2 protein-coding genes are annotated in these 2,004 nt (G+C 40.4%); both read right to left on the reverse strand.

Annotation, left to right across the window (positions count from 1 at the left end):
- Positions 1 to 173: 173 nt before the first annotated feature.
- The gene (locus tag ACTVJH_RS15760; RefSeq protein WP_455992839.1) at positions 174 to 800 is read right to left on the reverse strand and encodes a flagellar brake domain-containing protein; all 627 of its coding nucleotides are present in this window, start codon (positions 798 to 800) and stop codon (positions 174 to 176) included.
- A 258-nt stretch (positions 801 to 1,058) separates the two neighbouring features.
- A partial coding sequence (locus ACTVJH_RS15765; protein ID WP_455992836.1) for a hypothetical protein occupies positions 1,059 to 2,004 on the reverse strand: 946 nt, incomplete at its 5' end.

The following is a 2,004-nucleotide window of genomic DNA, read 5'->3' on the forward strand; positions in this document are numbered from 1 at the left end:
CTTCCTATCGCTTCCTTCAGACCCTTCCGTTACCAGAAACGCCCTTGCGATTCGGATTGATTTCCCCTCAGACGGGGCATCTCCGCTTTCTTGCAAGCGGACGGGGACCCGGCTTTGCCGGGCAAACGAAAAAAGGGAGGTCTTTTAAGACCTCCCTTTTTTTGTCACTTGAATCAGTTGGAATGTAAGCAGAATTTTTTTACATGATCATCCAAAATACTTTTAAAATCATCTGAAATTTTTGGAAATTTAAAACCAATCGCGGTAATTTTTTTTTCATCAGTGGATGCATTCACAATGGTTGCCGGAATACTGTAACAGGGGCGCATTCCAAATGGGAAAAAACGGACAACAGTTTCAAATCCTAACATAACATTTTCCAGTATATTTTCCTTACTCGGTCCGCATTGAATCCTACAACCAAATTCGGATATATCATTAAGAATTCCGTGAACCTCATTATTTTTAAGATAGAAAATAGCTGGAAAAAAACATGGAACTCTTTGCTGCTTGCGGAGATCAAGGGATTCCCAATGGTCGGGATAGGAAAGAAAAACAAGGGAATCCGGATTGGTAATATACCCAAGGATGCGAGACTTGAATCCGTAAACAATGCCTTCATGCATGTAACGACATGTTATGTAGCGTCCCACTTCCAGATAATCACGAATCCCCACAAGAAGCGGCAGGGAAGCCAAAAGCGTTTTGGTTGACTTCCATCCAACAAGCTCGCCGGAAACCCTTCGTGATTCAGTGCCGCAAAGGTCAAGAAGTAACTTTGCACCAACTGAAATTTCCATATCATCCACAATTCTACCTCAACAAACCGTCAGGGAAAAACCTACAGCATCGGTGATGGTCAAAAAACACACTGAACCAATTAAAATTCGAAAGTGGTCGTTGAGGTGAATTATAAAAAAAATCTCGAAAAATCAATTCATTTAAAAACGTCAGGCACCGATGATGGTTTGCGGTAGAAAGAGAGCTCACGAAAATATTTTCCAAAGTCGATTAGCTTATGAAAATATAATAAACTTAATTATATCATAGTGTTAAGCTTATATCTCGTCAAGAAGCCTGCGGGCACTGCTTTTCTCAGGAAAATCAACGTGTGCGTTAACAGATTTGGTCAGCCATTTTCTACCCAGTTCCGTTTGGCCATCACGTATGTAGGTAGCCCCAAGATGATAGAACACCACGGGCGAGACATCCGGCCAGGATGCGACAGTTTCAAAGATCACAAGAGAATGTTCGATATCTCCGAGCTGAAAATATATCCATCCCAGGGTGTCCAAAAGCTGCGAATTCGGAGTAAAAAGTCCCTGTCTGATGATATGCAAAGCATATTCAAGATTGGTCCGCGTAGGAAATTTTTCAGCATAGAGATAAGCAAGATTATTGAGAGCTGGAAGATACTCTGGATTGGATTGAAGAGAACGCTTATAATACGTCACAGCATATTCATACTCCTCGCTCAGTTCATAGAGATACCCCAGAAGAAAAAGAACTTGAGAATCTCTGTCATGAGATTGGACATACCGTTTTGCAATATCAATCGCATCAACAATTTGTCTATTTTGGATATAAAGATTTAATAATTTCATTACAACAAAACGATTTTGATTCATCTCAAATGAATTTTCAAACAGTTTTACTGCCCTGTTTGTATCATTTTTCGCAAGCACCAACTCCCCTTTAAGAAATAATGCAAGAGCTTCATCCATAACATTTTTATCTATAAAATGAAGAGCATCTGAAAATTTTTTTTGATCTATAAAAAGAGAAATCTTTTGCACGATACAAGGAATCTGAATGGTATCTTCTTCAGTCAACGGATTGATTATGGCATGAGCTTTGTCAAAAAGACCTTGTAAAGCGGCTCCTCGCTGTTTCGTGTGGGTAGGGGGTTGAGATCTGGGGGGCCACCGAGTAGGAAAAGCAGCTATGAAAGACTTAGATCTCTTCCAGAAAGCACTTGGTTTGACTCCGCCTTGGGAGGTACTT

This window comes from Desulfoplanes sp. PS50, from assembly GCF_053851535.1.

Coding starts and splice junctions, on each gene's coding strand:
- ACTVJH_RS15760 (WP_455992839.1), bottom strand. CDS start 800: ATGGAAATTTCAGTTGGTGCAAAGTTACTTCTTGACCTTTGCGGCACT.